The following is a 25,135-nucleotide window of genomic DNA, read 5'->3' as shown; positions in this document are numbered from 1 at the left end:
GATAGCGCCATTTCGAGTATTTTAAAAAAGCCTGCTTTTGCAGACTTTCCCCAGAGCTGTTAGTGAGATTTGAACTCACGACCTCTTCCTTACCAAGGAAGTGCTCTACCCCTGAGCTATAACAGCATTCACTTTTACTTTCGTTCAGGCTACCCTTATTTGAAAGCGGTACAAAGGTAGTGGTTTTACAGTAGAATACAAATTTTTTGTAGTATTTTTTTTAGATTTCGATCAGTTTTTATCAATAATTGAAATAAACTACTGAAAATCAATAATAAAATAAGCAAAGCAGTTTCCGGTATTCGTGTTCGGGTCCCTGAACACGAATACCGGAAACTGCTTTGCTTATCCTCCCTTAGCGTCTCGGAATATCGACCGAAGTTTCTTTTTGACCTTTAAGATGCTCAGAAAAGAAATCCACCAGCCGCCAATAGAAATATTCGTCCATATCTCCGAAACTATGACGTTGTCCCGGAAGAATCAGCATTTCGAAACGCTTATTAGCCCGGATCAAGGCATTTACAACACGGATCGTATTCGCATCATGGACATTATTGTCGATATCACCATGTACAAGCATCAAATGACCTTTCAATTGCTTAACAATTTCGGGATTCGTAGCTATTTTATAAACAAAAGTAGTATCTCCTTTTTCCGAAACGACCTCTTTCACGCCATGATGTGTCTCGCTCCACCAACGGTTATAAATCCGGTTATCGTGGTTCCCGGCACAGGATACCGCAGCTTTATAAAAATCGGGATATTGACAAATTGCAGCAGTAGACATAAAGCCACCTCCCGAATGACCGTGTATGCCGACTCTGTCGATATCTATAAACTTATGGCGGGCAGCCAATTGTTCGACAGCCACCTTATGATCGGCCAAAGGATAATCACGCATATTCCCATAACCATAATTATGATACCATTTGGAGCGGGAAGGATGTCCACCCCGCTGTCCTACCGAAATCACAATGAATCCGGCCTGAGCCAAACGATCCGTCCGTACACTCATCCGGGTAAAAGGATAACATACAGCTTCAACCTGGGGACCCGGATAAACATAATCGATAATGGGATATACCTTGGTCGAATCGAAATCGTAAGGTTTATACATCACCCCGTATAAATCCGTCACCCCATCGGCAGCCTTGACGACAAAAGGTTCCGGAAACCGGTAACCGGCCGCTTTCAATTGCGAAAAATCACTTTCCTGAATAGTCATCACTTTATTCCCCTCCCGGTCTAACAGATCGGCACAAGGAATCGTATTCACCCTCGAATAATTATCCACAATGAAACGGGCATCGTCATCTATTTTTACTTTATGAAAATACTCCCCTTTTGTAATCCGTTTCAGTCCACTACCATTTACATTCACTTTATACAGCTGTTCATAATACGGATTTTCTCCCTCTTCCTTACCATTCCCCACAAAATAGATCGTCCGTGTAGCTTCATCCACTTTCAGCACCTGCTCCACATGCCAGGGGCCTTTCGTGATCCGGTTTTTAAGATTTCCCTGATCATCGTATAAATATAAATGAGCCCATCCGTCACGTTCACTCCAATGAATCAACTCCTTACCCTTATTCAAGACAGCCAAAGGCCGCGTTTCCTGATAAGTATTCATCCGCTCCTGAATAATCGGCACAATCGAATCCTGCCCGATCGTATAAGAGCAGATATCAATACGATGAAGGTCCCGGCTACTACGAACCAGAAAAAAACGGTCGTTATCTCCCAGCCAAACCGGTGATACATACTCCATGTCCCGCTGTTTCTGTTCTGCAGGTTTATAGGATAAACTCAAATTTTGATTTTTAAACGCCGCTACTTTTATTTCCTTACGAACATTATTCTGCATATCGAATACATAAAGATGCTCCTCAGGGGCTTCCATCTCTCCAGGCATCTGATATTTATAAGTTTCCAACGTAGGACGTGGCTGAGCGATAGAATTGATCACCCACAATTCCTTTACTGCCCGGTCGTCGGATACCGTTACCGCAAAGTGTCTGGAATCGGGAGACCAACATCCCGATACCCGCCGGCGTTTACCGTTGCAAAGCGTATCGGTATTCAACATACTGTAAGGAATGCCATAACCGAAATCCTTCACTCCATCCTGTGTCAATTGAATCTCGAGAATCGTACTGTCCTTCTCGTTTTTCCGGGCTTTCTCATAATCTTCCCGACTCATCCGGAAAAGGTTACAATCCTTAGCATATACCACCGTCTGGCCATCGGGAGAAAAATTTCCCCATCCCAATTTTTTCGGTTCCTTTTCCTGCCCTTTCAGATGAGTAAGTTTACGGGAAGGATAATCATAAGAGAAATAAAAGACTTCTTTTTCTCCTTTCTTCTTGTCTTTCTCCTCTTTTCTCGGTTTCACTTCTTGCGAAGATTCCACCTCAAAAGTAAACGTCCGGCCGTCTTCCTTTGCCTTGAGATTACGTATCGGCAGATGGCGGGCCTCGAAAGGATCACGAACGATCTCCGTCAGCTGAGCAGCCAGTTCATCCCGGTCGAACAGCAGATTCTTTGTACGCGCAACCGGATCGACCACATACCAAAAAGTTCCTTCACTCGTTTTATACTCGAACCAGAAACAATTTCCTTTTTGAAACCAATGCGGATCGACCAAAGTAGAAAACAACATGTTCTTCAGCTTATCTCCGGTAAACTTTTCTGCCTGCAAATATTCAGGCAACCTCTCTTGCGAAAATACCTTACCGGCACAACAAAGGCCGATAAATAAAAAAATAATAATCCGATTTTTTTTCATATAATAACCATTTCAACGTTGTGTACAAAAATACACATTTTCGTAAAAAGTAATCCGCAAAAGACAAGGAGTAATAAATAATCCGTTATCAAATCGTATTTATTAAAAATAAATACCAGACATACAAATTTTATGTAATAAATTTTACATGTTTTTGCAATAAAAATTATCTTTGTAATCAGTCACAAGAAGAATACTGTTAAATAGTAAAATATTTAATGTACACCAACAGGAATGCCATAGTATGCGGCTTGTCAGCGGGTTCCGGTTTACCGGGACATATTCGCTTCAGTAGAAGTGAATACAGGTATAGTATGCTGTGGTTTTCTTTAGTTATCGGTTTTTTGCAAAAAAAATGCACTGAGAATTTGGAGGTTATGAAATTTTTTATACTCTCTCTCTCTCTCTCTCTCTCTCTCTCTCTCTCTCTCTCTCAGGTATCGCGCGTTAAGATATAGATTATTCTTTAATTTTCAAAGAGTTAAGAGAGCGTTTTTTCGCTGGATTTCATACTTTTTCCGGTCTTTTTCGGTTTTCGTTATTTGTTATCATTGCCACCGCCTTTTCCTGCGGAGAGTGCGGTATACTATACCTTCCGGCGGTATGTGGCCTATGGATAGGCCATGCCCGTATGCAGCCGGAACCGTTTGTATATACACCGATCATAGAAAACCAAAAACAATAATACCGGAATAAACATCGCATGAAGAAGATTCTATTCATAGGGCTGCTGTTTGTTTTGGCGGGCACGGGGGTTTGGTCCCAGGAGGTGTCCGACTCAGTCCGCATCCATTACCGCCGGGGATACCGGGGAGTGGATCCCGATTACCACAACAACCGTTCCGAATTGGAACGGTTTATCCGTACCCTGCGCAGGGAACAGGAGTCGGCCCGTCTGGAACGTGTCGTAATCTGCTCGTGGACATCGCCCGACGGGGTGACCCGCTACAACGAGCTGCTTGCCGGCCGCCGTGCCGACTCGCTGAAATCCTGGCTTGTGCGCCACGCACAGATTCCCGGGGAGCTGGTGAGCGTTCGCGGCGAAGGCATCGGCTGGGGCGTACTACGGCAGTTGGTGGCAGTATCCGATATGCTTTATAAGGACGAAGTGCTACACATCCTCGACAATACTCCCGTGTGGATTCGCGACTCCCATGGCAAAATCGTGGACGGACGCAAGAAACAGCTGATGGACCTGCGTGGCGGACAGCCCTATAATTATATGATGGAAAACATTTTCCCGGAAGTGCGTTCCAGTCTTTCGACCATCTGCTACCGAAAATCCGCCCCTTCTATAGACAAGGTTACTACCGGTACTGCTCCCACGGATTCCGCTCTTGCGGAAAAGGAAGAGACAGAGACAGCCGGGTTTCGCAACACAGCGGCGCTGATATCTGCCGGACCGGGAGCGGACACTCCGGCGGAGACCTCCCCGGTAACCTCGCCGAAGGCTTCCGGGAAATTGCGGGAAGCACTCGCCCAAAACCTGGTGATCAAGACCAATCTGCTCTACGATGCCCTGCTCATGCCATCGCTGGAGGCGGAATACCGCTTCAATGACCGCTGGACGGTCAATCTCGAAGGGGAAATAGCATGGTGGAAGAACGACGGCAAACACAAGTATTATCAGCTGGCCACCATCAGCCCGGAAGTGCGCTGGTGGTTCGGACAGCAGAAAAACAACCCCTGGCACGGGCATTACCTGGGCCTGTTCGGCGGCTTCTCGTGGTTCGACCTTGAGAACAAGGAGAACGGTTACCAGGGTGAGGCCGAAATAGCAGGGCTCAGCTACGGCTACATGTTCCCCATTGCCCGTCGGCTCTCACTGGAAGCGGGCCTCGGACTAGGCTACCTGCACAGTAAGTATGAGGAATACGAACCCGTGCCCCACATGGGCGGCACGCACTATGTTTACCTACAGACCAAACGTGTGGACTATTTCGGTCCGCTGAAACTGAAACTGGCGCTCGTATGGCATTTGCAGGATATTAACAGGAAGAAAGGAGGCGCACAATGAGAAGAACGATATTATGGCATGCAGTAACGGGCCTTGTGCTCTCAGGCCTGGTGACACTGTCCTCAGGCTGCCGTAAAGAGCTTTGCTACAACCACGACGAACATGCCTACTCCGTCAAGGTGGATGTGACTGCCACCTGGGAGCGGGAATGGGAACGCGACCACGGCAGGGGATGGAAAAATACCTGGGAAGGCAGGGGATGGAACAACTGGATGACGTATGACGACCTGCGTCCCGAAGTACCCGGGGGTATACGCGCCGTAGTATATGATCCGGACGGTAACAGGCATGACGAGCGCAACCTGGCTGCGGAGGGCGGACGGCTGGCCATGACCGAAGGCAGACACTCCATCCTGTTTTACAACAACAATACGGAATACATCGTGTTCAACGACCTGACTTCTTCGGCCACGGCAACCGCCACCACGCGCACCCGTACCCGAGCCGGATTCAGCGAACTGCACAAGGACGAACGCACTGTAGGGCAGCCCGATATGCTCTACGGCAGTTACCTCGGGGAATACGAGGCGAAGCCCGGCTACGAGGCGGTGAGCCTGCCCGTGGAACTGCGCCCGCTGGTCTACACCTACGTGGTACGTTGTGAGTTCAGCCACGGAGCCCAATACGTGGCGCTGGCCCGCGGAGCACTGGCGGGTATGGCCGAGAGCGTCTACCTGCAGGACGGGCACACGGGCAGCGGGGCAGCCACGGTGTTCTTCGATGCCACCGTCTGCGACTGGGGCTCGTGGGCGCAGGTACGTTCGTTCGGCATCCCCGACTGGCCGGGCGACGGATATACCCGGGCTACTGACCGCAACTACACCCTGCAGCTCGAAGTGCGCCTGAAAAACGGGAAATACCTCCCGCCGTTCATGGTGGACATCACCGAACAGGTGAAAGCGCAGCCACGCGGCGGAGTGATCGTCATCACGGGGCTGGAAGTGTCCGACGAAGACGGTGAGTCCGGAGGTTCGGGTTTTGATGTGGAGGTCGGCGACTGGGGCGACAGACACGAATACGAACTGCCGGTCTAGTCCGCTTACAAAGGCATATTCAGAAAAACAATGCTGTTTTTAAAACCATAATATTCCATTTTTAATACTCAATTTTATGAAAAGAAGTCTTATTTTGCTTGGAGCAGTCACAGCGACTCTTGCAAGCTGTAGTAAAAGTGAAGTAGTGGACGTCAATGACAGCCAGGCTATCGGTTTCGAGACGTTCGTGAACAAATCCACACGTGCCGTAACGAATGATGAAGGTACGGTAACCAATAAGTTGCTTGATTTTTATGTCTACGGAGGTTCAAATGAAAGCCAGAATCTGTTTGCCGGTGATAAGGTTTACAGAAGCTCAGCATCTGACCCCTGGAAGTATGACAACACCAAGTATTGGTTTAAAAACCGTACCTATAAGTTCGCAGCCATCAGTCCGGGAGCGGGAGCCAATCTTTCCGCCAATTTTGGTTATAGCGACGGCCACATGGAGTTGACCGCTACCGTAGATAACGCTACCGCTAACCAGTACGATCTTGTTTATGGTGAGGCGACTAAGACCACTTTGGAGGATTTAAGCAGTGTGAGTACCGTTGCATTCAACCTTGGTCATATCCTTTCCAAAATACGTATCCTGTTCGAGAAAAATAGTAATTTCGGTAAGGAAACACAGCTTGTGATTACTAATCTTACGTTGGCAGGTGCAAATACGAGTACAGGTTCAGGCATCTTTAGTAAGGGTGTTTACAAATATAATAATGGCTGGACCTGGACTAAAGCAGCAGAGGGTTCTGCTGACGTTACCTTCTCTACTTCTACCTCTTATACTGTAACCGATAAATCCATAACCGGAGAAACGTCGGTAGAAGAAGTGGGACAGACTTTTTATGTCATTCCGCAGACACCTGATAGCGGAGTCAAACTCTCTTTCACTGTACAGTTGCAGGAACACAATGGAACTGACTGGGAAAATGTGGGTTCCGCTCAAACATTGACTAAAACGATTGCAACAGCTCAGGCAACATGGAATTCCAATAATATTTATACTTATAAGGTAAAATTAAGCGAGACGACCTTACCCGGAGACGATCGTTATGCAATTGACTTTAGCGCTACTGTCGATTCCTGGGGAACGGACAATACTCCAGTTGACGTAGATTTTGCAAATTAAACTACCCGGGCCGGGCGGGGTTGAATGTTCCCTTCCCGGTCACAATGAGAAAACAAATTAAAAAAAACGGACATAAGGTATGAATAAGAGAAATAACACGATCAGGGGCGTGTTGTTGCTGGTTGCGGCGGCGCTGATGTTTTCCTCCTGTGCGGAGACTCCGGGTCCGGAAGAGGAGGTTACGGACACGCGGACGATCAGTTTCGGAACCCCCGCGCTTACCCGTTCGGCCATCGATAACGCGGGGGACATGCAGAAGGAAGAAAACGCTTTCTCCGTATGGGGATGGTACGCAAACGCGGGCGGCACGGAGAGCGGGACAGTATTCAACAATAAGCGCGTTTTCTGGTCGGCTGCCAATCCGGGCTGGGGCTACGAGGACACCCGCTACTGGCATCCCGGCCTCGATTACCGCTTCTACGCCCTCTATCCCTCAACAGACAAGCTGGGCACGGGCGTAAATGCGGCATGTGCGGTGAACGGCACAATCACCATTACCAACTTCGACGCCACGCACGGCACCGACTTGATGACAGCACAGCAGACAGTCCAAACTCCGGATGTGCTGACGAAGGACCCCGGTCCCGTGACCTTCACTTTCGCCCACCAGCTGGCGCGGCTCAGCTTTGCGGTAAAAGCCGTGGGATGCGAGGCTACGGTCACAGCCTTCAAGGTGAACGGCGTGACCTGGAAGGCCAACCTTACCTGTCCGGCATCGGGCACTCCCTCGTGGAGCGGTGGCGAAAAGACCACCGACGGGGACAGCCGGCTGACCAAAGCCGACGGGAATATTACGGTGTCCGGCGGCAACACCATAACCATGCTACAGGATGTGCTGTTGCCTCCCCATACCGCTGCCGACCTGACAGATGCTGTCATCAACATGGCCTACCGTCTCAAGGGCGACACGGGGGACGACCGCACAGCTGAGGTAGAACTCGCCACGACGGAGATACCCCACTGGGATGCGGCCCAGCAGTACAGTTACACCCTGACCGTCTCGGCATCCTCGCTTACCCTCACGTGGAAGGTGAAGCCCTGGGATACGAAGGACACCGAAGTGTCGTGGGGACCGGATGAAACGACCAACCAAGAATAAAAAACAGACGAAGCTATGAAAAGAGAACTGAAATCATATCTTGCCGGATGGCTTGCCCTGTACCTGGCAGCGGTGTGCCTGCCGTTCCTGCTGGCGGGATGTGCCAGTGACAGTGCGGCACCCTGGCCTGTGGACGGAGAAACCACCTCCGTCACCCTGCGCATGTCGGTGGCCGGAGCCGTCGGTACGCGCACCGACGGTACGGAGGATGAGTACGCCACGCTGGAAAACCGGATAAACACCCTGCGCGTGCTGGTGGTGACGGACGGTAACAAAATTGCCGTAAACCACAAACTCACGCCGGAAGAACTTGCCGCCCAAACGGTGACGATAGAAAATGTGCCCGTGGGCAAGGTGACTTTCTGTGTCCTGGCCAACGAGGCTGCCTTGGGTAAGGATTACGATACGGAGGAGTTTGAGCTTGTAGACGTACCGGGCCGGACATCAAAGAAGGCTTTGCTGGAAGACCCTGATCGTACGTATTTCCCGAAACGGTTCTCCGAAGTGAATATAGATAAGGGACTGCCCATGAGCTGGATTGTACGCGACTACGAGGTAAAATCAGGCTCCCCGACAGGTACTCCCGGGGAACCTCTCGAAGCACAATTAGTGCGCTGCGTGGCCAAGCTCAATATCAGCATGAATAACGATCTGGATTCCGAGATCAACATCAATGCGGTAAATTTCGGCACTTTCTTCGGCGACAGGCTCTATCTTTTCGGCGAACAGTCGCTGGATGTGCCCGGCAGTACTGCGTACGAAGCCAAGAGCTATCCCTATGAAACGGAGGCGGATTACATCAAAATCCCCGCATACGGCGAAAAGATGCTGGTATGCTACATCTATCCTTCCTACGCCTGGCTGCCGGAAATGACGGACTCGCCCTATACCATCGGGTTCGCCACGCTGGCGAAAGGGACCTATCCCCAAAAGGCTTTCATCGCCGAGGGTGCACTGAAATCCATCGCCCGTAATACACAGGTAAACATCCGTGCCACGCTGAGCGTAGATGCCCGCCTGATCCTGAAATATGAGGTGGTGGATTGGGGCAAGAAAGAAATCACCGTTCCGCCGTTCAATTAAACAAACCGGTATGTTATTCAAAGTTATGAAGATAAGATTAAGAAGAATGAGCCGCCTGTTGTCGGTGGCGACGCTGTCGGTAGCGTTGTTTTCGTGTGCCGACGAGGAGATTGTGGGAGGAGGTCCCCGTGTGCAGGAGGGTCTCCCGGCACAGATTGTGCTGAAGGTAGCTTCCGGGGATAACCGCATAGAAACGCGTGCCGCACAGGATGCGGCCAACGAGAAACGGGTGACCAATCTCTATGTATTCGTATTCGACGAAAACGGAGACGTATGCGAAGGGTCAAGAGAATATCACAACGTTCCTGCCAATGGTGTTGTCCTTACAGCCAGATCGAAAAACAATGCGCAGATTGCCGGCATTGCAAACTTCTCCGAGACTGGCGTCAACTCTACCTACCAGCTCTCCCTGGACGCGCTGAAGGAAGTGAAGACGAAAGCAGAACTGGAGGCCCTTATGGCAAAGCTCGACCAGCAGACTCTGGAACGGTCGTCGCAATTCATCATGTCGGGCTATGCTGTAGACGGATCTGGCAATGACGTATTCAATATCCCCGGAAGCGAGAGTGGCGGGATAGCTTCGTTCGAGTGTACGCTGAAGCTGGAACGCCTGGACGCCAAGGTGGAGTTTATCGTGAAGACTGAAGTTCCCGCTGACAAAAATTGGGACAAGTTCGACTTCCGCTCCAAAGGCTGGCGGGTGGTGAACGTGCCCGCGCAGTCGCTGGTGCTGCCCCGGGAGACAGGCGATGCCGACGGTGACGGGTGTACCTACTTTGAATCGCCGGAAATGCCGTTCGAGACTATAGGACGCGACGGAGAGTATTTATTGGATAGTTGCGCTTTCGTGTTTTACATGCCGGAAAGCCGCAAGACCCCCGCAAGGAAGATTTCCGGAGAAACCGGAGTGACGGACGCAGCGGCACGGTACGCCCTGCGCGAAAAGCGGGATAAGGCGGAGTCGAAACCGGGTGATGATTTTAGTAATAAGCCGGGACAGGAATACGAAAACGGCGCTTTCACCTACGCACCTGCAAACGCCGCTTACGTGGAAATGTCGGGCACGCTGTCGTATGAAGAACAGGGTGGCAATACGGTCAATGCCGACGTGAAGTTTACAGTCCATCTGGGTTATGCCAATCAAGACCCTGACGATTACGACACCCGCCGCAATACGCACTACATCTACACCGTCACGATCCGCGGCGTGAACGACATCGAGGTGGAGGTGACCGAGAAAAAAGAATCCCGCCCCGGCTACGAGGGCAACGTGATCGTGAGCGAAATTAAGCCGCACGAACTGGACGCCCACTACGACCGTGTACTGATCACCCTGAACCGCGCACAGGTGCCGCGCCTGACCTGGGGCGTGCAGACCCCGTATGACAAGGCGGTATATAAGGGGGACTTTACGGATGCCAACCCTCCGGGCACATCGTCCGGCACGGGCGAATCTTCCACGGGAAGTGGCATCAGCGACTACCGCTGGATCAAGTTTGCCATTAATGAAGACTATGGGCGGGGCAATAACGAATATGTAAAGTATCCCGGCGATCAGAACTACAAGGGCCTGCCAGGCGGAGGAGAGAAATCGGGCTATGACGGCCATTCCGGCTATCCCAACGCCCGCCTGCTCGACGTGCACCAGCTCCTCCAACGGCTGAGGGATGACTACGACAAGGGGCTTACATCCGGAACCGTAACCATCACCGCCTTTATCGACGAATACGTGTATGTGCGCCACCCGTGGGACCATGATTACAGTGCCGGCAACAACTATCAGCTGAAAAAATGGCGGGAATACGTGGGGGCCGAAGACCGTCTGCTCTACATCATCGACGGGGACAATGCCCACTACAGCCCCGACGGGGCATCGAGCACGATGACCGCCATACAGACTTTCAGGCAGAAATCCATCCGCACGGTGTACAACGTGGATAAGAGCGAGAGCGAGTTACCCACCTGCTGGGGACTGGAGAGCAGCATGGAGGGAGATCTGGTGGACGTAGGTGACGTGAGCCGGGGTAAATCGTCCGGCAACGGCCGTCTCAACACCCTGCAATGCCTGCTCGGGTCAAACTACCAAACTGTACTGCAATGGACGGATGTCTTAGATGTATGGAGTACTAATCCTGAAGACAGATATAAGCTGAAAATCAATGATGCATTGCATGCCGTGCTGACACGTAACCGTGACCTTGACGGTGACAACATTGTTGATCCGGAGGAAATCCGCTGGTACCTGGCTGCCAAAGACCAGCTCGTGGACTTCTACATCGGTGAGAGTGCCCTGGACGACGCCTCTCACCTCTATCCCACTAATCCCGACGACCGCGACGGGCAAACTTACTGGCATTATACGACCAGCACTGCCTACGACGGAGGACAGGGCGGTAATAACGTGGCGTGGGGATTATATGCCGAAGAATGTGTTGCTCTGGGAGCAACCAGTGGCATGGAAAGGCCAGAGTTAGGCAACAAATTCACCTACCGCTGCGTGCGCAACCTCGGCATCGGCCTTGACGCACCGGAGAGTGAACCTGTAGCACTCATCCCCCGGGTTACTGCTGCTGAAGCTGACGGCACCTACGTAATAGACTGCTCCAACCTCAGCCCCAAGGCACGCCGCCAGAGTATCGAGACCGGCAACCTGCCTCAGCATAACGACCTCTCGCCCTACAACCGCCCGTATGCCAAATTCCGCGTGGCGACAAGGGATCAGGATTTTGAGAATGCGGGGCGGGAGAGAACGTGGAGTATTCCTGCGTTTCGTTGGCGCAACTGGCGAGACTGGTCGGAGTATCAGACTATGACAATCACGCCATCGGGATACCGCATACCCAATCTGCGCGAACTGCTGATTATGCAAACCCGCCTGCCTGACGATGCGTGGAAATCCTATCCTGGAGCTGGTCTAACAGACAATGGTGGAGGAAAAGCCATGTACCTGAGTTTTACCAGTTTCAGCCGTAGATCTACAGAAACAGGTGGGGATGGTACTTTACCGAATAAGAACGGCGGTTTCCGTTTCAATGCTGCGGAAGGCTCTGGCTCTATCGGAGCGACTGGAACAGGAGATCTCGACAACGGCTACGTCCGCGGCGTGAAGGACGAACAATAACAGAGGTGTCCACATTTATAATAAAACCTTGAAAGAGGCTGTGCCGTAATCCTGTCTTACGGTGCAGCCTTTTCCTGTTACTTCCCCCCGAATACACAGCATTTTCAGCCTACAACCGTCGGCAGCAAATTCCCCCACAGGATTACCGGATCAACGGCATTCAGTTGCCCTGTACACTTATTGTTCATTCGCTTTCCATTTCCTGGCAGCTTCCGTCAGGCGGTATTTTTGTTCAGGGTGTTTGGCTGGTCAGGATACAGACGTTCAATAGTGCCATCACCCCTTTTACACTCATATAGTCATCGCCCATAAATTCAATCAGTTGCCGTGCTTGGGTCGTATTTGGGTCATACCCGGTTCCTGTTGGTTGGCTTTTAATTTAGCTACAGTCTCTGCCTGATCAGAGCATTGAAATTTTCCCTGTATGGTTTTCTTTTCTATGAACTTTTCATTTTGGTTATTGTTTCTGTATCTTTGCTGTCATCAGAAGTTTTTCAGCAATCCGTTCACGAAAAAATATGTTGATTGTTAAAGAACAAAAATAAACAGATATGGAATATTATATAGATCCCGTTGTTTTTATCGTAGGAAAGACCGGAGGAGAGAACCGGGCGGTACGTAACCTACTCGATTTATTTGCAGAAGGAGCTACGATTCCTTTTATTGCCCGGTACCGTAAAGAGAAAACCGGTAATATGGATGAAGTACGAATCGGGGAAATCAAAACTTTATATACTCAGTTTCAGGAACTCGAAAAAAGGAAAAATGCTGTTTTAGATACGATCCGGGAACAGGAAAAATTGACTCCCGCTTTAGAAAAACAGATCCGGGAATGTCAGGATATCCGGATATTGGAAGATATCTATCTACCCTTTAAACCTAAAAAGCAAACCCGGGCATCGAAGGCCAAAGCGAAGGGGTTGGAACCGCTGGCTGCTCTTTTGATGCGACAGGAAAACGGGGATATCGTGGTCAAAGCAGCCCGTTTTGTAAAAGGTGAGATACAGGATACAGAAGAGGCTTTACAGGGAGCCAGGGATATCATAGCGGAATGGGTGAACGAGAGCGAAGCGGCACGTAACCGAGTTCGCTGTCTGGTTGAACGGGAGGCGGTTATCACGGCCAAAGTAGTAAAAGGCAAAGAGCAGGAAGGTGAAAAATATACCGATTATTTCAATTTCCAGGAAAGTCTGAAACGTTGCCCTTCTCACCGGATATTAGCTATCCGTCGTGGAGAAGCAGAAGGGATTCTCAAAGTTTCTTTAAGCATCGACGAAGAGAACGCCTTAGAGAATTTAGAGCGGATTTTTATAAAAGGAGACAATGAGAGTGCCCGGCAAGTCTGGCTGGCGATGAAAGACGGCTACAAAAGATTGTTGTTTCCGTCCATCGAAGCCGAATATATGACCTTATCCAAACAGAAAGCAGATAGCGAGGCTATCCGGGTCTTTGCAGAAAATTTACGGCAACTGTTACTCGCTTCTCCTTTAGGTAATAAACGGGTATTGGCTATCGATCCGGGATTCCGTACAGGTTGTAAAGTGGTATGCCTGGATGAAACCGGCAAACTGGTTCATAATGAAAATATTTACCCCCACCCTCCCCGCAATGAGTATAAGCAAGCGGCAGCCAAAGTGACGAATATGGTAGCGACCTACGACATTCAGGCCATCGCTATCGGGAACGGTACGGCCGGACGGGAAACAGAAAAATTTATCCAGACATTACGCTTCGACCGGAAGGTACAGGTGTTTGTCGTCAGTGAAAGTGGTGCTTCCGTTTATTCTGCCTCTAAAATTGCCCGGGAAGAATTTCCGGAATACGATGTGACGGTGCGGGGGGCCGTATCGATCGGCAGACGATTGATGGATCCTTTAGCCGAATTGGTCAAAATCGATCCTAAATCGATCGGTGTCGGACAGTATCAGCATGATGTGGATCAAGGCGGACTGAAAGAAGCGTTGGATCGGGTTGTCGAATCGTGTGTGAACAAGGTCGGAGTGAATGTGAATACCGCCAGTAAATATTTGCTGACCTATATTTCCGGTTTAGGACCGGCCTTAGCTGAAAACGTGGTGGCTTATATTCAGGAAAACGGAGCGTTGAAAAGCCGTGAAGAACTGAAAAAAGTGAAACGTATGGGAGCGAAAGCTTTTGAACAAAGTGCCGGCTTTCTGAGGATCGAAGGGGCCGGAAATCCTTTGGATAATTCTGCTGTTCATCCGGAATCGTATTATATCGTTGAAAAAATGGCCCGCGATCTGGGTGTCGGCGTTCATGAACTGATCGGAAACGAAACACTGTGCGGCCGGATAGAACCTCAACGGTATGTGGATGAAAAAACGGGCCTGCTGACCCTGAAAGATATTGTGGCAGAATTGAAAAAACCGGGGAGAGATCCCCGGACAATGGCGAAAGTATTCAGTTTTGCCGAAGGCATTTCAAAAATCGAAGATCTGCAGGTGGGTATGGTAATTCCGGGAATCGTTACCAATATTACCGGTTTCGGAGCTTTTGTCGATGTCGGAGTGAAACAGGACGGTTTGGTACATATTTCAGAAATTGCCGATCGTTATGTAACCGATCCTGCAGCAGAACTGGTACTGAATCAACAAGTGATGGTAAAGGTTGTACAAGTGGAACCCGGGCGTAAACGAATCGGCCTTTCAATACGCCAGGCGCAGAGTAAAGATTAAATTTAAAATCCATAGATTTATGAAAAAACAGTTGTTTTTTATAATCCTGTTGGGAGTAGTAGAATTATTGGCCGGATGCCGCCCCGAAGGGAAGGAACCGGAAACCGGAGTAAGCATCGGGTTGGCCCGGCAACGCAAACAAGATATAAGCAATTTGCAATACCGGCTGAAATTCCGGATTCCTGAAAATAAACAGGAAGAGGTCATCGGGAAAGTACAGATCACACTGAAGCAGGAAAAAGTACAGCCTGTCGTATTGGATTTTCGCGAAGATCCCCACAAAGTGAAACAACTGAAAGTGAATGGACGACCGGATTCGATCCGGATTTCGAATGAACATATTGTAGTAGGGACCGATTACCTGAAAAAAGGAGCGAATGAGATCGAGATCGATTTTATTGCCGGTAATCAATCCCTGAACCGGAACGATGAATTTTTATACACCTTGTTGGTACCCGAACGTGCCCGAACCTTATTTCCTTGTTTCGACCAACCGGACATGAAAGCTGTTTTTACCTTGCAGCTGGATATCCCGGAGCAATGGGTAGCCGTAGCCAATGCAGCCGTCGAGTCCGAAACCCTCCATGAAGGCCGGAAACTGATCGCTTTTCAGCCGACCCAACCCCTGAGTACCTATTTATTTTCTTTTGTAGCCGGGAAATGGCAACAACTGGCAGAAAGCCGGGACGGTAAAACGATAGTCATGTATTACCGGGAAACCGATCCTCAGAAAGTGGCCCAGCATACGATCATTTTCGATCAGGTTTTCGCTTCTCTGAAATCGCTCGAGGACTATACCGGAATCCCCTATCCGTTCGATAAATACGATCTGGTGATTGTACCGGGATTTCAGTTCGGTGGTATGGAACATCCGGGTGCGGTGTTATACAATGATAAACGCATGTTCTTAGGGCCGCATCCGACCATAGAAGAAGAACTGGGACGGATGGAACTGATCGCTCACGAAACGACACATATGTGGTTTGGAGATGCCGTGACAATGGCCTGGTTCGACGATGTGTGGACCAAAGAAGTATTCGCCAATTATTTTGCCTCCCAGATGACCCGGCCGGAGTTTCCGGGAGTCAATCACCTTCTGAACGATTTGCGTAATTTTTATATTCCGGCTTATGCGGAAGACCGTACAGCCGGCTCTACCTCGATAAAACAACCTTTGGAAAACTTAAAGGATGCCGGTTTGATTTACGGACAGATTGTCTATGATAAAGCGCCCATCGTTATGAATATGTTACTGAAACTATTGGGAGAAGAAGCTTTTCAAAAAGGTATCCGGGAATATTTGCAGACTTATTTATATGGGAATGCCACATGGGATAATCTGATTACTATTCTCAATAAGTATACCGATAAGGATCTGGTAGCCTGGAGTAATAGTTGGGTAAATGAAAAAGGGATGCCGGAAATTTCCGCTTCGTGGCACGACCGGACCTTGGTCGTGCGGCAAAAAGATCCCTGGCATAGAGGATTGAGTTGGCCACAAAATATAAGTGTAGCCCTCTATGAGGGAAAAAATGCAGATACACTCCAGTCCTCTGTGCATGAAGTGACTTTGGTATCCGATTCTGCGGTGACCGTTTTTCAGAACCGGTCTGCGGATGAGTCCTGCATTTTTCTGAATCAAAATGGTGAAGCCTATGGCTATTTCGTACTGGATCAGCGGACGATTACCTATGCTTTAGCGCATTTGAATACTTTCGCGAAAGCACCTGAAACCCGTTTGGCTTTATTGATCAATTTGAATGAAAACCGTCTGCACGGCCGTGTAGATGGTTTGGCTTTTGCCCGGATGTTGATCAGTAATTTGAAAACCGAAACCGAACCTTTGATTATTTCTACTTCGATCGCCTATTTGAATGAGATGGCCCTGCACGGACAGATTGCAGGAAGTGAAGAGCTTGAAGAAAGCCTGCTCGGATTAGCACGCAAACCGGGAGGAAAAGGTTGTCAACAGGCTGCTTTCAGGGCTTTGCTCGGAACCTTCCGGCAACCGGCGACGACACAGGAAATTTACCGGATGTGGAAAGAACAGAAATCTTTTACCGGCTTGGCTTTAGGAGAGAGCGATTATACTAAAATGGCTTATGAATTGGCTGTACGTATGCCTGAAAAATATGAGGAAATCAGGGCGACACAGGCGACCCGTATTCAGGACCCCGACCGGAAAAGAGAATTTAACTTTATTGTCCGGGCCGTAGCTCCTGAAACAGAAACGCGGGATTCCCTATTTCGGTCTTTATTGATCGCCGGGAACCGTCGGATAGAACCTTGGGTTACCCAGATCGTCGGATATCTCAACCACCCTCTCCGGCAACAGCAAGCCGTGAAGTACATCAGGCCGGCTTTACAGGAATTACAGGAAGTGCAGCGTACCGGAGATATCTTTTTCCCCAAGAACTGGATTTCAGCTACATTGCGCGGACATAATTCCCCGGAAGCGGCACAAGTAGTCCGGCAATTTCTGGAACAACATCCTGATTATCCCGTTTTGCTGAAAAATAAGATTTTACAAAGTGCCGACCATTTGTACCGATAAAATATTCAGGCATATACGGTGATTTCAATGGTGTCCTTTACTTATTTGAAGGGCAATATAAAGAATATTTCCATTTCGTATAAAATCGGAGTAAGTACCAATAACCAGTTGGCTTTCCGGTATACTTACAGAGTCTGGCATTTCATCGGCCAGAAGTTCCCTGCTTTACGTCAAACGGTCAATGATTTCGAATATCATGTGTTTATTGCAGAGGAAAGAGGAGACAAATACCGGTGGATCTCTACCGGGATTACCATCCATGATGCCTTTCGGAAACAGGAGAAATAGGATTTTATAACTGATTTGAAACTAAGCCCCTGAGTTCACGTAAAGGGATAAAACGGATAGGTTATGAATGAAAAAAAGTCATTTTATGTGATCGGTATGAGTTGTGCCGGTTGTGCTGCCAATATTCAACAGGCATTATCCGAACGTAAGGGTGTCATAGAAGCCAGAGTAAATTTCGCCGCTTCAGACGTCATAGTGGAATATAACCCTACGCTTGTTTCCGATAAAGATTTGCAAAAAACGGTACAGGAAGCAGGCTACGATCTGTTGTTGGAAAATGAGACAGAGCCTGAACAGGCCGAAATTTTACAACGAGAAGCCTATGATAAACTACGCCGGAAAACGATAGGAGCGTTATTGCTATCCCTCCCTGTTTTTGTGATCGGGATGTTTTTTATGCATATGCCCTATGGCAACTGGATCATGCTGGGATTTACCTTACCGGTCCTACTGGTATTCGGAAGGGATTTTTTCATTAATGCCTGGCGACAATTGAAACATGGACATGCCAATATGGATACTTTGGTGGCGGTCAGTACAGGAGTCGCCTTTCTGTTCAGTCTGTTCAATACCCTATGGCCCACCTATTGGACGGACCGGGGACTGGAAGCTCATATTTATTATGAAGCGGCAGCAGTGATCATCGCTTTAATTTTATTAGGCCGTTTATTGGAAAGCCGTGCAAAATCGAATACTTCGACAGCTATCCGTAAACTGATCGGATTACAGCCCAAAGAGGTGATCCGGATTCTCGAAGACGGTACGGAACAGGTGATCCCGATCAAAGCAGTACAACCCGGAGACATACTATTGGTGAAACCCGGAGATAAAATTCCGGTCGACGGCAGTGTCACAGAAGGAGTTTCTTTTGTCGACGAGAGCATGATTACCGGCGAACCGGTACCTGTCGAGAAAGTGACCGGTACACATGTCTATACAGGTACGATCAATCAGAAAGGGAGTTTTAAATTCATGGCCGAAAAAGTCGGGAGCGAGACTATTTTAGCCCAGATTATCAAGATGGTACAGGAGGCCCAGGGTAGTAAAGCTCCGGTACAACAGTTGGTCGACAGAATTGCTGCTATTTTTGTACCTGCCGTAATCGGTATCGCAGCGCTTACTTTTATCGGCTGGATGATTGCCGGTGGAGAACTCGCTTTTACACATGCCTTGCTGACCTCGGTAACTGTATTGGTTATCGCCTGTCCCTGTGCATTGGGATTGGCGACCCCGACGGCAATTATGGTAGGTATCGGCAAAGGGGCTGAGAACAATATTCTGATCCGGGATGCACAGAGCCTGGAACAATTGTGTAAAGTACAAGCCGTAGTTTTAGATAAAACCGGAACGATTACCGAAGGGAAACCTGTGGTTACCGATATTTTCTGGAATCCGGGGATAGATTTACGGCACAGTATGGAAGTTTTATTGTTTATGGAAAGCCGTTCCGAACATCCTCTGGCCGATGCTGTGGTACTCCATCTGACGGAAGAAGGGATAAAGACGAATCTGAAGGGAGAATTCAATAGTCTGACGGGACAGGGCATACAAGGTATGATCAATGGGGAATCCTATTTTGTAGGGAATCGCCGTTTGCTGGAAATGAACGGAATCTCCCGGGAAAGTGAACAGGCAGAACAAGCCGATGCTTGTAGTCTGGAAGGGAAAACCGTCGTTTATTTTGCCGATAGCAAACAAGTGTTGGCTTTAATTGTCATCGCCGACCGGATGAAGCCTGGGTCTGTAAAAGCTATCGAACGTTTGCAGGCAGAAGGTATTGAAGTATATATGCTCACCGGAGATAATCGGATCACAGCCCGGGCCGTAGCCGATAGTATCGGCCTGAAACATTTCAAGGCAGAAGTCATGCCATCGGATAAAGCCGATTTCGTGAAGGAACTACAACAACAGGGCAAGATTGTAGCGATGGCAGGTGACGGTATCAACGATTCGCAGGCTTTGGCCCAAGCCGATGTCAGCATCGCAATGGGAAAAGGTTCGGATATTGCAATCGATGTGGCGAAGATCACTTTGATTACCTCTGATCTGAATGCTATCCCGAAAGCCTGGGCCCTCTCGAAGCAAACGGTCGCCGCTATCCGGCAAAATCTGTTTTGGGCATTTATTTATAACCTGATCGGTATTCCCCTGGCAGCAGGCATTCTCTATCCCTGTTGCGGTTTTTTACTCAATCCGATGATAGCTGCCGCTGCGATGGCTTTCAGTTCGGTTTCCGTCGTTACGAACAGCTTACGCATCAAAGCAAAAAAAATCTGATTTCAATTTTTAAATCTCAATTTCCAATTATTGGGTAACCATTCTGAAGTTTAAGCGTTCGTATGAGTGTAGTTAAATTTATCGGGACGATAAATTTAAGTTTATAAAGTTTTTTAAGAATAGGACATGAAAACATTTAAGTTTAAAACGAATTTGAAATGCAATAATTGTGTTGCCAAGGTTAAATCACAATTGGATATAACAGATGAAATCCAAAGTTGGTCGATCGATCTGAAAAGCCCTGACCGGATTTTGACAATAAAGGCCAAAGATGAGAAAGCTGTTGCATCGGTAGAACGGATACTTGCTGAAGCGGGCTATCTTGCAGAGGTTTACCCGGTTGAATCATATATAACTAAAAACGACAAAGCTATGAAGGACGTGAAAAAAGAATCCGATAAACAGTCCAAGCCAACTACAATTAAAGGCTGTGGTTGTGGTAATACCGAAAAACCAGGAAAAAGCCAAAAGATGGCTAATGATGAGACTACCGAGGACGATATTCAGGGAGCTTCAAATTACGAACGGGCAGAAAGTGACCAATCGAAAGGGATTTTTGCCCAACAGACAAAGGCTTATAATAAAACTATGGATGAGCTTATCGAGAATGACGATCAGAACGCCAAAGACAACCTCTCCGATTATATGGATGAGCTGAAGGAAGAATCGGAGACTTTAGACGATCATCCGAAACCTTATGGGACAACGGAAAATTCACCGGATTTTCCGGCAGAAGGAAAATTTACTCCTCCCTATTAGATAATAATACCTGAAGAGACGGTTAGTTATTAAGATAAAACGGGAACAACGGAGCAAACGGAGAATATGCTGTTTTACTCTGTTGTTCCCGTTTAGAAGAAATTTATTTCTTTTTAAAGAGATTCTGTATTCCCTGTAACAGATTACCTTTCAATTCTTTCTCTGCTGCTTTGGTGACCGCTTTGATCGCTTTGGAAAGGTCGGGTTTGATAACCGGCTTCGACAGCGTTCCCTCGACCTTTGCATCGATATCCAGATTTTTAATATTGTCCGAACCCGGAATAGATTTCAGGAGGTTGTCGATGTCCTTGCCGAAAAATTTACGGTCGATGTTCATCGATAAGGTATAATCGAGCTGCCCGTCGACGGTTTGATTTCCATAAATGGTCACCGGATTACCTGCAAAACTGGTCTTAAACGGTTCGACGATAATATTCCCGTTTTCGAGTTTGAAATCGATTTTCAGCTTACTGATACTCAACCGGCTAAGTTCGTCGTTCTTCATCACACTAGCCAACTGGTTCATCGCCGGATTGTCGTTGATCAGAATACCTTTTGATTCGAGATATCCCCCACCGTTTGCTGTCGTCATTACCGGACTCATTTCTTTATCCAGGGCAGAACTGAAGTTCATGGCAGCCGAAACTTGTCCGCTACAGTTCATCGCTACCGGAATACTCTTCCGCAGGAAAGTGAAAGCCTCGTAGGCGGCATGGATATCGAAGTCGGATATATTCAGCTTGAAATCTACTGTCGGAATCTTCGGATTGGCTGTATTATATTGTCCGTTCATCACCATTTTACCTTCCAACATATCCATACTGAGATTTTTCAGTGTGGCGACCGCATTATCCAAAGAAATTTGCCCTTTTACATTACGGATAGTCAGATTATCGAAAAGGATAGTACTGATATTACTGGTAAATTGTACGTCGATGTTTTTGGGAATCTCCAAAGCTCCTTCTGCTGCGGTCGGTTTGTTCGTCAAGGCGATAGAGTCGGCCGAAGCCCGGGCCGTAGTATCGCTCTTTGTTTGGCGGGCCGCTTTGGCTTGGGCGATAATGAATTCATTCAAATTTATTCGGTTCGAATGCAGAGAGAAATTACCTTTCAGCGTTTCATTTTTGAAAACATAAGGAAGATAGTTCGAAATATTTCCTTGTAAAGTGAAATCCGAGGAAAAAACTTTTGCCTGTAACTGTTTCAGATTCAACTGAGCCGGAGTAATCGTAACAGATCCCTGCGGGATAGAAATACCTTCCGGAAATTCAGCATTGACCAAAAGAAGATCTTTTAAAATAATATTTCCTTTGGCAATAAATTTCTCATATTGTTCTTTCTCGATATATTGATATTTCCCGTTGAATGTCATATCGGTCGTGACGATTCCCTGCAGGGTAATATCTTTCAGTGGAAGGGCTTTCTTCAGATTGGAGAAATTAATAACCCCGACTGCACCTCCGGCAAGCACCGGATCGTTAGGATTACTGATATTCAAATACATACTGAATGGATTACCCGCTATATCGAACGATAATTTTTTCAGGTTCAGTTGTGTTGAATCGACAGGTCCTCCGGGATTGCTCACGTTCAGATCGATATTGATTTGACGGATAGCTTCCGGTAATTCGGGATATTTTACAGAAGCATTATTGACAAGTAAATTTGCCTGCAGAGCCGGGAGATGATCGGCATAATATTCTCCTTTAGCCGTAACATTCAGCTTAAAATCACCACTGGTTTCCAATCCCTCGATATAATGTTGCAACGTTTTGGGCACCATAGCCAACAAACTGGCAAATTTGGTATCCGGAGCATTCAATTGCAAATCCAGTTTATATTTGTCCTCTCCGATCCCGATATTTCCGGTTAAATCGAGTTTGAGATCGTTCAGGGCCAGGTCATTTTTCTGAATATCGAAAGTCATCTCTTTGAGATTGGCTCCGATAACGGCCTGCCATTTCAGATCGGTCTTATTGATCCAGACACTGTTTTGGTGCCGATATGAAATATTTTGCAGAGCAAGGAAAATATCGATCAGCGTATTGGTTTCCGAAAAATTCCCATTGAGTTTTAAATCGATATCTGCAATGCTGGCATAAGTCGAATGCTGAAAATCATTGTAAGTGATGAATAAATTTTCAATGGCGATATCATTTAAACGAAGGCCTCTCTCCGCCTTGCCTTTCGGTTCGTCGGGCGGAGTTTCCGTAGTGGCGGAAGTTTGCGAACCGGAAGACAATAGGATATCCCAGTTGGCTTTCCCTTCGCTATTTACTGTCGGAGCGATACGGCAATTTTTAAGCAAAAGTTGGTTTACAATGAGTTCATCTCCTGCTATCAGTGACTTCAAATTCACCGAAGCCTCGAACAACGGAATGTAAACGACGGTATCTCCTGCAAATTCATCCTGCCCGGTAATCATCACCTCTTTCAAGGCAACATTCAGATTAGGAAAACTTTTGAACATGCTCAGGTTCATATCGCCGATTTTCAATTTCGCATTGATGTATTTGGCGGATTGCTTTTCAATAATTTGGAGTATATCTCCTTTAAAAAAAGTAGGGATGACCATTAAAGCTGTAATTACAACAAGAATGAGTACACCCAGTGTAATGAATACTTTTTTCATCGTCAGTATTTTTTAGTTGTTTTAAACGGCCGGTGTCCACCGGATTGTTCACAAAGTTATTCTATTTTGTGAACTTATTGGAAATAAGGCTTTATTTTTTTGAGTTTATAAGCCGGAAGTACTTTCTTTTCTTCGAGCAGTTGGAAAGAAAGAGAGTCGTATTTGCGCTTGGCATTGAAGATCATCTGTACATCCTCATATTCGAGATAGGGATGCCGGAGTATAGCTTTAAAACTCATGGTGTCCAACCTGTATTTCACGATCTTTGAAGGATCGACGGTAAATACCCCAGCGCACGAATCGACATTGAAGTGATTCATCTTTAACTCTTTCAGCTGCCGGACGGCATAAAAACCTCCCAATCTCTGTCGGTATTTGATGATTTTACTTGCATAGTAAGGACCGATTCCCCGGATTCTGACCAACGCACTGCTGTCCGCCGTATTCAATTCCAAGGGAGGAGAAATTTCCCGATGTGATACCGGACGAAGAGAATCCTTTTCTATATTGATTACTTCCGGCAACAAAAAGAATGCAGGTTTCCCCGACCGGACAAACCGCGGAATAACAATAAGGCCTGTGATCAATAACAGCATGACCAGTACCCCTTCCCGTTCTGTACTATTGAATATCATGACACACCCGATTTTAAATGGCCTATAAAAGTTACAACATTTTTCCGGGATAAGAAACAAAAATCCTACCTATTTTGCATTTTTTTTAATATGCTATATAACTTATAACGAATAGATTAAACGAAAGCATATAAAAATATTCAGAAAAAACAGCAACCATTTTTTGCAACTAACGAAAAACTCCCTATATTTGCACCCGCAATTGAGACACATTGTGACCCGATTCAGTAGCTCAGCCGGTAGAGCACAACACTTTTAATGTTGGGGTCCTGGGTTCGAATCCCAGCTGGATCACAAAAACAAGCGAAAAAACAAAGCAAACTCCTGAAATTCAAAGAATTTCGGGAGTTTCTATTTTCAGGCAAAACCTCAAAAACAGCGGATTCCGGGGATCAATCGGAAAATACACACTTTTCGGGACACGGAAGATCCGTCCCAAAATTCTGAAATAAAAGAAACCTTCCAACTTGATGCTGGAAGGTTCCTTTTGTTCGAGCCTCTTGTCGGATTCGAACCAACGACCCCGAGATTACAAATCACGTGCTCTGGCCAGCTGAGCTAAAGAGGCATCATTTCGTTAAAACGGGTAAGCTGACTATGTCGCACCGCTACAACCACATACCCTTGCTGCCTTCCGACCCTGGGGGGGTTCTGCAGGAGCTGGTCGCATAGGACTTACCCGGGCACAAAAGTACAAAAAAACATATTGCTGACAAATATTTGGAATACTTTTTATCAAAAAATATTTCCAATAATCATTAAACAGTTGTATACCAACAAATAAGAGGTAGGTTTATTATTTTCTATCTATTCCGATTTCGGGTTTTATACCGTCAGACCGGTTCGCCTGGACCGGTCCGGTAAGGCTTTCCTTCACTGACCGGCGGAACTCCTCACTACGTTCGTCAGACACCACCGGTCGGACGTTCGGAAAACCTAACCGGACCCTCGTTCCTGCTCCAATGGTCTTCCGCCATAAAACCCTGCATCTTCCGTCAGCACTACAGGGCAAAGAAGGAAAGT

At 47.5% G+C, this 25,135-nt stretch carries 15 protein-coding genes, 3 tRNA genes and 1 other RNA gene; 12 read left to right on the top strand and 7 right to left on the bottom strand.

The window, feature by feature from the left end; all coding sequences use genetic code 11:
* Nucleotides 1–54: 54 nt before the first annotated feature.
* Nucleotides 55–126 (bottom strand) — tRNA-Thr (locus AC5RDS_RS06255).
* Between the two features lie 229 nt (nt 127–355).
* Nucleotides 356–2,788 carry a S9 family peptidase gene (locus AC5RDS_RS06250; RefSeq protein WP_494222263.1) on the bottom strand — a complete coding sequence of 811 codons (2,433 nt, stop codon included), beginning with the start codon at nt 2,786–2,788 and terminating at the stop codon, nt 356–358.
* Nucleotides 2,789–3,491: 703 nt separating this feature from the next.
* Here AC5RDS_RS06250 and AC5RDS_RS06245 point away from each other — a divergent pair.
* The 11 genes from AC5RDS_RS06245 (at nt 3,492) to AC5RDS_RS06195 (ending at nt 20,845) form a co-directional block, all read left to right on the top strand.
* Nucleotides 3,492–4,805, top strand: a complete 1,314-nt coding sequence (locus AC5RDS_RS06245; protein ID WP_046403242.1) for a DUF3575 domain-containing protein — start codon at nt 3,492–3,494, stop codon at nt 4,803–4,805.
* Nucleotides 4,802–5,839, top strand: coding sequence for a DUF5119 domain-containing protein (locus AC5RDS_RS06240; RefSeq protein WP_118160278.1), 1,038 nt, complete (start codon nt 4,802–4,804; stop codon nt 5,837–5,839). The genes AC5RDS_RS06245 and AC5RDS_RS06240 overlap by 4 nt, the downstream gene beginning before the upstream one ends.
* A 76-nt stretch (nt 5,840–5,915) precedes the next feature.
* Nucleotides 5,916–6,968: a fimbrillin family protein gene (locus AC5RDS_RS06235; RefSeq protein ID WP_022160238.1), complete on the top strand. Its 1,053-nt coding sequence runs from the start codon at nt 5,916–5,918 to the stop codon at nt 6,966–6,968.
* 79 nt (nt 6,969–7,047) lie between these two features.
* Complete coding sequence (locus AC5RDS_RS06230) at nt 7,048–8,067, top strand: fimbrillin family protein (protein ID WP_022160237.1); 1,020 nt, start codon at nt 7,048–7,050, stop codon at nt 8,065–8,067.
* Nucleotides 8,068–8,082: 15 nt separating this feature from the next.
* A complete protein-coding gene (locus AC5RDS_RS06225) occupies nt 8,083–9,150 on the top strand; it encodes a fimbrial protein (protein ID WP_494222262.1) in 1,068 nt (355 codons plus the stop codon).
* Between the two features lie 10 nt (nt 9,151–9,160).
* Nucleotides 9,161–12,271, top strand: coding sequence for a fimbrial protein (locus AC5RDS_RS06220; RefSeq protein WP_493591824.1), 3,111 nt, complete (start codon nt 9,161–9,163; stop codon nt 12,269–12,271).
* Nucleotides 12,272–12,822: 551 nt separating this feature from the next.
* The gene (locus AC5RDS_RS06215; RefSeq protein ID WP_046450896.1) at nt 12,823–14,967 is read left to right on the top strand and encodes a Tex family protein; all 2,145 of its coding nucleotides are present in this window, start codon (nt 12,823–12,825) and stop codon (nt 14,965–14,967) included.
* 19 nt (nt 14,968–14,986) lie between these two features.
* Nucleotides 14,987–17,521: a M1 family metallopeptidase gene (locus AC5RDS_RS06210; RefSeq protein WP_494222261.1), complete on the top strand. Its 2,535-nt coding sequence runs from the start codon at nt 14,987–14,989 to the stop codon at nt 17,519–17,521.
* A gap of 27 nt (nt 17,522–17,548) precedes the next feature.
* Complete coding sequence (locus AC5RDS_RS06205) at nt 17,549–17,809, top strand: hypothetical protein (RefSeq protein ID WP_493591822.1); 261 nt, start codon at nt 17,549–17,551, stop codon at nt 17,807–17,809.
* A 63-nt stretch (nt 17,810–17,872) separates the two neighbouring features.
* Nucleotides 17,873–20,086 carry a heavy metal translocating P-type ATPase gene (locus tag AC5RDS_RS06200; protein ID WP_118576879.1) on the top strand — a complete coding sequence of 738 codons (2,214 nt, stop codon included), beginning with the start codon at nt 17,873–17,875 and terminating at the stop codon, nt 20,084–20,086.
* 126 nt (nt 20,087–20,212) lie between these two features.
* Nucleotides 20,213–20,845, top strand: a complete 633-nt coding sequence (locus AC5RDS_RS06195) for a heavy-metal-associated domain-containing protein (RefSeq protein ID WP_013613578.1) — start codon at nt 20,213–20,215, stop codon at nt 20,843–20,845.
* 103 nt (nt 20,846–20,948) lie between these two features.
* On the opposite strand, the gene AC5RDS_RS06190 is transcribed toward AC5RDS_RS06195, so the two are convergent.
* Both AC5RDS_RS06190 and AC5RDS_RS06185 read right to left on the bottom strand, forming a co-directional pair.
* On the bottom strand, nt 20,949–23,477 hold the full coding sequence (locus AC5RDS_RS06190; protein ID WP_217773978.1) for an AsmA family protein: 2,529 nt from the start codon (nt 23,475–23,477) through the stop codon (nt 20,949–20,951).
* Nucleotides 23,478–23,551: 74 nt separating this feature from the next.
* On the bottom strand, nt 23,552–24,112 hold the full coding sequence (locus AC5RDS_RS06185; protein WP_013613576.1) for a ComEA family DNA-binding protein: 561 nt from the start codon (nt 24,110–24,112) through the stop codon (nt 23,552–23,554).
* Nucleotides 24,113–24,333: 221 nt separating this feature from the next.
* On the opposite strand from AC5RDS_RS06185, the gene AC5RDS_RS06180 reads away from it, so the two are divergent.
* Nucleotides 24,334–24,406 (top strand) — tRNA-Lys (locus tag AC5RDS_RS06180).
* 200 nt (nt 24,407–24,606) lie between these two features.
* Here AC5RDS_RS06180 and AC5RDS_RS06175 read toward each other — a convergent pair.
* The 3 genes from AC5RDS_RS06175 to AC5RDS_RS06165 all read right to left on the bottom strand — a co-directional run.
* Nucleotides 24,607–24,680: transfer RNA gene (locus AC5RDS_RS06175), tRNA-Thr, on the bottom strand.
* A gap of 13 nt (nt 24,681–24,693) precedes the next feature.
* Nucleotides 24,694–24,793, bottom strand: an RNA gene (gene ffs, locus AC5RDS_RS06170) — signal recognition particle sRNA small type.
* Between the two features lie 115 nt (nt 24,794–24,908).
* Nucleotides 24,909–25,135 (bottom strand): hypothetical protein (locus AC5RDS_RS06165; protein WP_494222260.1); only part of this gene is annotated, 227 nt, incomplete at its 5' end.

It is taken from the genome of Odoribacter sp., assembly GCF_985060555.1.
This window is presented reverse-complemented; position numbering and strand designations above follow the sequence as displayed.